This is a genomic window from Bradyrhizobium sp., from assembly GCF_049512235.1.
Classification (GTDB): domain Bacteria; phylum Pseudomonadota; class Alphaproteobacteria; order Rhizobiales; family Xanthobacteraceae; genus Bradyrhizobium.
Genome location: NZ_JBEKXH010000351.1, coordinates 1 through 6,740 on the forward strand (window position 1 = coordinate 1; position 6,740 = coordinate 6,740).

Annotated in this window: 7 protein-coding genes and 1 pseudogene; all 8 read right to left on the minus strand. The window is 61.8% G+C overall.

Annotation, left to right across the window (positions count from 1 at the left end):
* Positions 1 to 910, minus strand: a pseudogene (locus tag ABSG20_RS25840) (DNA-directed RNA polymerase subunit beta); the annotation flags it as partial.
* 368 nt (positions 911 to 1,278) lie between these two features.
* Positions 1,279 to 1,656, minus strand: a complete 378-nt coding sequence (gene rplL / locus ABSG20_RS25845) for a 50S ribosomal protein L7/L12 (protein WP_423867324.1) — start codon at positions 1,654 to 1,656, stop codon at positions 1,279 to 1,281.
* 56 nt (positions 1,657 to 1,712) lie between these two features.
* On the minus strand, positions 1,713 to 2,231 hold the full coding sequence (gene rplJ / locus ABSG20_RS25850) for a 50S ribosomal protein L10 (protein ID WP_423867325.1): 519 nt from the start codon (positions 2,229 to 2,231) through the stop codon (positions 1,713 to 1,715).
* A gap of 550 nt (positions 2,232 to 2,781) precedes the next feature.
* Positions 2,782 to 3,753, minus strand: a complete 972-nt coding sequence (locus tag ABSG20_RS25855; protein ID WP_423867326.1) for a 2-hydroxyacid dehydrogenase — start codon at positions 3,751 to 3,753, stop codon at positions 2,782 to 2,784.
* An 85-nt stretch (positions 3,754 to 3,838) separates the two neighbouring features.
* Positions 3,839 to 4,531 carry a 50S ribosomal protein L1 gene (gene rplA / locus ABSG20_RS25860; protein ID WP_423867327.1) on the minus strand — a complete coding sequence of 231 codons (693 nt, stop codon included), beginning with the start codon at positions 4,529 to 4,531 and terminating at the stop codon, positions 3,839 to 3,841.
* Between the two features lie 6 nt (positions 4,532 to 4,537).
* On the minus strand, positions 4,538 to 4,966 hold the full coding sequence (gene rplK, locus ABSG20_RS25865; RefSeq protein WP_423867328.1) for a 50S ribosomal protein L11: 429 nt from the start codon (positions 4,964 to 4,966) through the stop codon (positions 4,538 to 4,540).
* Positions 4,967 to 5,076: 110 nt separating this feature from the next.
* A complete protein-coding gene (gene nusG, locus ABSG20_RS25870) occupies positions 5,077 to 5,631 on the minus strand; it encodes a transcription termination/antitermination protein NusG (RefSeq protein ID WP_423867329.1) in 555 nt (184 codons plus the stop codon).
* Positions 5,631 to 5,822: a preprotein translocase subunit SecE gene (gene secE, locus ABSG20_RS25875; protein ID WP_423867330.1), complete on the minus strand. Its 192-nt coding sequence runs from the start codon at positions 5,820 to 5,822 to the stop codon at positions 5,631 to 5,633. The genes nusG and secE overlap by 1 nt, the downstream gene beginning before the upstream one ends.
* Positions 5,823 to 6,740 lie beyond the last annotated feature (918 nt).

Genomic DNA, 6,740 nt, shown 5'->3' on the forward strand with positions numbered 1-6,740 from the left:
GGCCGACCAATTCCTCATCCGACAGGCGGAGCGCCTTGAGCCCCTTCTCGGCGAGCTGGCGCGCCTGGCGCACGGTGAGCTTCTTGCCGGCTTCGAGCACGACTTTGCCGGTATCGGCATCGACGAGATCGTTGATCGCCTTGTAGCCGCGCAGCCGGTTGGCATCGAACGGCACGCGCCAGCCGTCCTTGGTGCGTTTGTAGGGCACCTGCTTGTAAAAGGTGTTGAGGATCTCTTCGCCGTTCATGCCGAGCGCATAGAGCAGCGACGTCACCGGGATTTTGCGGCGGCGGTCGATACGGGCATAGACGATGTCCTTGGCGTCGAATTCGATGTCGAGCCAAGAGCCGCGATACGGGATGATACGGGCGGCAAACAACAGCTTGCCCGAGGAATGGGTCTTGCCCTTGTCGTGATCGAAGAACACGCCGGGCGAGCGATGCATCTGCGAGACGATGACGCGCTCGGTGCCGTTGACGACGAAGGTGCCGTTCATGGTCATGAGCGGGATATCGCCCATGTAGACGTCCTGCTCCTTGATGTCCTTGACCGACTTGGCGCCGGTCTCTTCGTCGATATCGAACACGATCAGGCGCAGCGTCACCTTCAGCGGCGCGGCATAGGTCATGCCACGCTGGCGGCACTCGTCGACGTCATATTTCGGCGGCTCGAACTCGTAGCGGACGAATTCCAGCATCGAGGTGCCGGAGAAATCCGAGATCGGAAACACCGACCGGAACACCGCCTGCAAACCCTCGTCCAGCCGCCCGCCCGGGGGCTCGTCGACCATCAGAAACTGGTCGTAGGACGCCTTCTGAACCTCGATCAGGTTCGGCATCTCTGCGACTTCCTTGATGTGTCCGAAGAACTTGCGAACGCGTTTGCGACCGGTGAATGTCTGCTGCGCCATCGTGGCCTCTCATTTCGTCGCCCGTCCAGAGGCGAACCTTCCGGAGCGCGATTGGCATCGCCCCCGGGTTGAATTTCGATTCGTTTTCTGGCCGTGGCCTGATTTCAGGATTTTAAGCCCTGAATCCAAACACCAGACCTTCAAAACGCAAAACGACGCGCGGGCGCTTGACCGCACCCGCCCGTCCCAACCATGTTATTCACGGACTGCAAAAGCCCGAAATTGCCTATCTCCCAGCGGCTTACGCAGAAACGTCACCGTTCCCGCCGCCAAGCCGTGTTTTCGTGCTGCCGCCCCTATATGGGACGGCAATCGCGGAGATTCGAGGGTCAACCCCGCCAATCCCCACACATTGTCGTTACAGCCGCTTATTTCAGCTCGACTTTTGCGCCGGCCTTCTCGAGCTGGGCTTTGACCTTCTCGGCTTCGTCCTTGTTCACGCCTTCCTTGACCGGCTTGGGCGCACCCTCGACGAGGTCCTTGGCTTCCTTGAGGCCGAGGCCGGTAATGGCGCGGACTTCCTTGATGACTTCGATCTTCTTCTCGCCGATGGCGGCGAGCACGACGGTAAACTCCGTCTTCTCTTCAACCGGGGCCGCGGCCGCGCCGCCACCGGCGGGACCTGCGACCGCCACGGCAGCCGCGGCGGACACGCCCCACTTTTCTTCGAGCAGCTTGGCAAGTTCGGCAGCTTCGAGCACGGTCAGGCTCGAGAGGTCGTCAACAATCTTCTGTAAGTCAGCCATTGATCTGTTTCCTTAAACGTATCGGTTCGAACCAGGTTTGATGTTGGCGAAGGGCGTCAGGCCGCTTCGCTCTTCGAGGCATAGGCCTGAATCACGCGCGCCAGCTTGGCCGCGGGCGCAGTGGTGAGCTGGGCGATCTTGGTCGCCGGCGCCACCAAAAGGCCGACGATCTTGCCGCGCAACTCATCGAGCGACGGCAGGGCCGCAAGGGCCTTCACGCCATCGACATTCAGGACGGTTTTACCCATCGATCCGCCGAGAATCACGAACTTCTCGTTGGTCTTGGCGAATTCGATCGCAACCTTCGGCGCCGCCACCGGATCGTTTGAAGTCGCGATCACGGTCGGCCCCTTCAGCAGGGCACCGATGGCAACGACGTCAGTGCCTTCAAGAGCAATTTTGGTGAGGCGGTTCTTCGAGACCTTCACCGACGCGCCCGCCAGCTTCATCTGCGTGCGCAGTTTCTGCATCTGGGCCACGGTGAGGCCGGAATAATGGGCCACGACCGCGACGCTGGTGGTCTTGAAAAGCCCGTTCAGCGCCTCAACCGCGTCTTTTTTTGCCGCTCTTTCCACAGCAAGCTCTCTCCGGTTGGCGGTCTTTGCCTTAACGGCAGGACCGCCGGGTTAAACCCATCGTCCTGCCTGAACCTGACCTCGAGACATCTAAGTCCTTTAGGAGGCGCCGGGCAGAACGACATATGAAAAGCCTGCCCTCCCATGCCCAGGGGGGCAAGGGGTGTCGAGGTTCGAACCATAACCGCTGCCCGTCGCGATCTGGGCGACGCTCAGCGAAATCCGGTCTTCACCCGTCTATGCCGGCAATCAATTAAGCCATTGAGGAAACCTTTTAGGCTTCGCCGCCGGCGCCTGCAGTCTCGGACAGGATCGAGGCCCTTCGGCACGCCGAACGACCCCCGCCCACACCCCCTGGAAACAACAGCTTTGCTTCCTTTCGAGCGACCCTTGCGGATGTCCTGAAAGGAATGATCTCCATCGTAGCCGGTGTATGGAATGCGAGCACGAACGTGCCAGCAACGGCCAGCACGTCCGGATGCCGGCTCTTTAGCGAGTCTTGTCCGGCTTGCCAAGGCCAAAATAGCGTTAATCGGGCCCGTCACCGTTTTCAGGCCGAAATGGCCTGATCAGCCGCCCGAACCGCAAAAGGCAGCGGTTTGCCCGCGAAAAACGCCTCGAGATTGGCGATCACACAGTCCTGCATGGCGAGGTGCGATTCGAGGGTGTGGCCGCCGACATGCGGGGTCAGCACGACATTGGCAAACGCGGTCAGCTTGTCCGGCGCCTGCGGCTCCTTTTCGTACACGTCAAGGCCGGCACCGGCGATGGTCTGGTCGGCAAGGGCTGTGACCAGCGCCTGCTGGTCGATCACCGAGCCGCGGGAGATGTTGATGACAAAACCCTCCTTGCCGAGGCTTTGCAGGATTCCGGCATCGACGGCGTGACGGGTATCGGCACCGGCGCGAACCGCGATCATCAGCACGCTGCACCATTCCGCCAGCGCTTTCAGGCTGGGCAGGTATGGGTAGGGCACGTCGTGCCGGCTGCGGCTGAAATAGCCCACTTCGCATTCGAAGGCCTTGAGGCGGCTGGCGATCTTGCGGCCGATCTCGCCCATGCCGTAGATACCGACGCGGCGGCCGGGATTGCCGGCTTGCGGGCGCAGCAGCGGCGAGGCTTTTGCCGACGCCCAGTCTCCGCTCCGCACATAGCCGTCCGCCGGCAGCAGGCGCCGCGTCACCGCCAGCATCAGGGTGACCGCGAGATCGGCAACGCCTGCGGCATTCGCCCCCGGGCTGTGGCCGACCGCGATGCCGCGCTGCGCGGCCGCGGCCAGATCGACCCCGTCATAGCCGGTGCCATAACAGACGATGGCGCCGAGCTTCGGCATCCGGTCCATCATGGGCCCGCCGAGCGGCGTTCCGCCGGCCGTGATCATCGCGCGGACGCCGGACAGTTGCTCGGGCGTAAACACTTCATGGGGTGGCTGACCCACGGTTTCCATCAGCTCGAATCGTTCGCCAATGGGCGCCATCATGGCCTTGGGGAACCGTGAATAAACCAACACTTTAAGCGGCATAACCAGGTTTCCCGATGTCAAAGACGAGGGGCGCAATCGGTTGCCCGATTCCGCCCCTGAGCGCATTTGGGTAGCGCGCTCGGCCCTAACCGAGCAGGGTTCCCGGCTCGACCTTGACGCCCGGGCCCATGGTGGAGGAAACCGCCACGCGCTGGATGTAGGTGCCCTTGGCGCCCGACGGTTTTGCCTTGGCGACCGCATCGGCCAGCGTCTTGATGTTTTGCACGAGCTTCTCGGCCGGGAATGACGCCTTGCCGACGCCGGCCTGCACGATACCCGCCTTCTCGACCCGGAATTCGACCGAACCGCCCTTGGCGCCCTTGACCGCGCTGGTGACGTCCATGGTGACGGTGCCGATCTTCGGGTTCGGCATCATCCCGCGCGGACCCAGCACTTTGCCGAGCCGGCCGACCAGCGGCATCATGTCGGGGGTGGCGATACAGCGGTCGAAATCAATCTGGCCGCCTTGGACCCTCTCCACCAGATCCTCGGCGCCGACAACATCGGCGCCGGCCGCCTTGGCCTCTTCGGCCTTGGCGCCGCGGGCGAACACGCCGACCCTCAAGGTGCGGCCGGTGCCGTTCGGCAGCGTCACCACGCCGCGCACCATCTGGTCGGCATGACGCGGGTCGACGCCGAGATTGATCGCGACCTCGATGGTCTCGTCGAACTTCGAGGTGGCGCGCTCCTTGACCATCCTGATGGCGTCGGCGAGTGGATAAAGCTTTTCCCGATCAACGCCTTCGCGAGCCTTCTTCAAACGTTTTCCGATTGCCATGATCCGTTACCCCGCAACTTCAAGGCCCATCGAACGGGCGGAGCCCTCGACCATCTTCATGGCCGCTTCGACGGTATCGCAATTCAAGTCCTTCATCTTCTTCTCGGCGATGTCGCGCACCTGCGCTTTGGTCACCGAGCCAGCCTTGTCGCGGCCCGGGGCTTTCGACCCGGACTGGATTTTGGCGGCCTGCTTGAGGAAGAACGACATCGGGGGCGTCTTCATCTCGAAGGTGAAGGAACGATCGCCATAGATCGTGATCACCACCGGAATCGGGGTATTTTTCTCTTCCTTCTGCGTCTGCGCGTTGAACGCCTTGCAGAATTCCATGATGTTGAGGCCGCGCTGACCAAGCGCGGGGCCGATCGGGGGCGAAGGATTCGCCGCGCCGGCCGGCACCTGCAATTTCAGGTATCCGGTCACCTTCTTTGCCATATCTCACTCCTCATGTTGTCTTCGGACCATTCCGAAAACTTCACAGGACCGTGGTGCGGTTCGCATGACGGCTGGCGACCGTCAGTCCCCTTCCACGGCTCTTCCTCAGATCAGACCTTTTCGACCTGAGCAAATTCCAGTTCCACCGGCGTGGCGCGGCCGAAGATCGACACCGCGACCTTGACCCGCGAACGGGCCTCGTCGATTTCCTCGATCACGCCGGAGAACGAAGCGAACGGGCCATCGGCCACCCGCACATTCTCGCCGATCTCGAACGACACCGACGCCTTCGGGCGTTCCACGCCTTCCTGCACCTGATGCAGGATCCGCATGGCTTCGGCCTCCGAGATCGGCATCGGCTTGTTTTCGGCGCCGAGGAAGCCCGTGACCTTCGGGGTATTTTTGATGAGATGGAAAGCCTCATCCGTCAACGTCATCTTGACCAGCACATAGCCCGGGAAGAACTTGCGCTCGGCGTCGACCTTGCGGCCGCGGCGGATTTCGGTGACCTTTTCGGTCGGCACCAGCACCTGCTCGAACAGTTCTTCAAGCCCGCGCTGCTTCGATTGCTCGCGGATCGATTCGGCGACCTTCTTTTCGAAGTTCGAATAAGCGTGGACGATATACCAGCGCTTGTCGGCGGTTTGGGCTGCAGTGCTTGCCATCAGTGGATACCGAGCAGGAAAGTGACGACATAGCGGATGATCTGATCCGAGGCGAAAAAGAAGATCGAGGCCAGCGCCACCATCACGAACACCATGATGGTGGTGATCGTGGTCTCGCGCCGGCTCGGCCAGGTGACCTTGGCGGTCTCCGAGCGCACTTCCTGGAGGAATTTGAACGGGCTGAAAGCCATCCTTGATGTGATCCGCGTCCTCGGGACGATTTTTGGGTTTAAGGGAATCCGAACAGCCCTTTCGCGCCCAGCCCTCTTCCGAAGGATGAGCCGGCAAACGGGCTCGAAAGTTTTCCGGGGGAATTCAAAGCCGCGCCGGATATCCGCATCAAGCGGGCCGGCAGCAGGTGCGGCTATGTACTGCGCCAGAGGGCAAAGGTCAAGGCGGCGGGAACCCGAAGAACCCGAAGGGTTGAGGAACGGGGCCAGGAATGCTGCGCCAACCTCCGATGTCGTCACCCGGCTTGACCGGGTGATCCAGTACGCCGCGGCGGAGCGGCGGAATCGCTGAAGCTTTGGGAGAATGCCGCTGGCGGCACGGTCAGATCGATCGATCTCTGGAATACTGGGTCGCCCGGTCAAGCCGGGCGATGACGGTTTTGCTGCCCCTGTCAAAACAGGCGATTTACAGGGAAAGAAGTCAGGCGCGTTCGGCGACGACAGCGTTCCCAGCCGGCCCCGGAGCCGCGGCGGGCGACGGCCCGCCGCAAGGATTTTCGATTCAAATGTCAAACAGCCACGCGAATGATTTCATTTTTCGTCATGGCCGGGCATGACGAAATCCACACGAGACTAAACGCCCCGCGGCGCGCACGCGCCCAGGCTTTTGCAAGAACGTCTCGCCCTCAGAAAATATAGAGGGCGCGGGGAATGCCGCGATGCCCAGAGGCACCCGCGGCCTCGCGTGCAAGAAAACGGCCGACGCACACGAGTAACAGCGAGGCACCGGATCATCCGGCATTCCCCACACAATGGCTTTACGGTTTATGACGCGCTCTCCCCGGCGAGATAGCTCTCTTGCCACCGTTGCCTTCGAATTAACGGTTTTGTCCGACCCGGTTGAGCCGAACGAAACCTCCGAAGACTTGACACCAGCTT

Excerpts from the sequence above, each read along its gene's own strand:
- rplL (WP_423867324.1), bottom strand. The coding sequence starts at position 1,656 with ATGGCTGACTTACAGAAGATTGTTGACGACCTCTCGAGCCTGACCGTG.
- ABSG20_RS25855 (WP_423867326.1), bottom strand. The coding sequence starts at position 3,753 with ATGCCGCTTAAAGTGTTGGTTTATTCACGGTTCCCCAAGGCCATGATG.
- rplA (WP_423867327.1), bottom strand. The coding sequence starts at position 4,531 with ATGGCAATCGGAAAACGTTTGAAGAAGGCTCGCGAAGGCGTTGATCGG.
- rplK (WP_423867328.1), bottom strand. The coding sequence starts at position 4,966 with ATGGCAAAGAAGGTGACCGGATACCTGAAATTGCAGGTGCCGGCCGGC.
- nusG (WP_423867329.1), bottom strand. The coding sequence starts at position 5,631 with ATGGCAAGCACTGCAGCCCAAACCGCCGACAAGCGCTGGTATATCGTC.
- secE (WP_423867330.1), bottom strand. The coding sequence starts at position 5,822 with ATGGCTTTCAGCCCGTTCAAATTCCTCCAGGAAGTGCGCTCGGAGACC.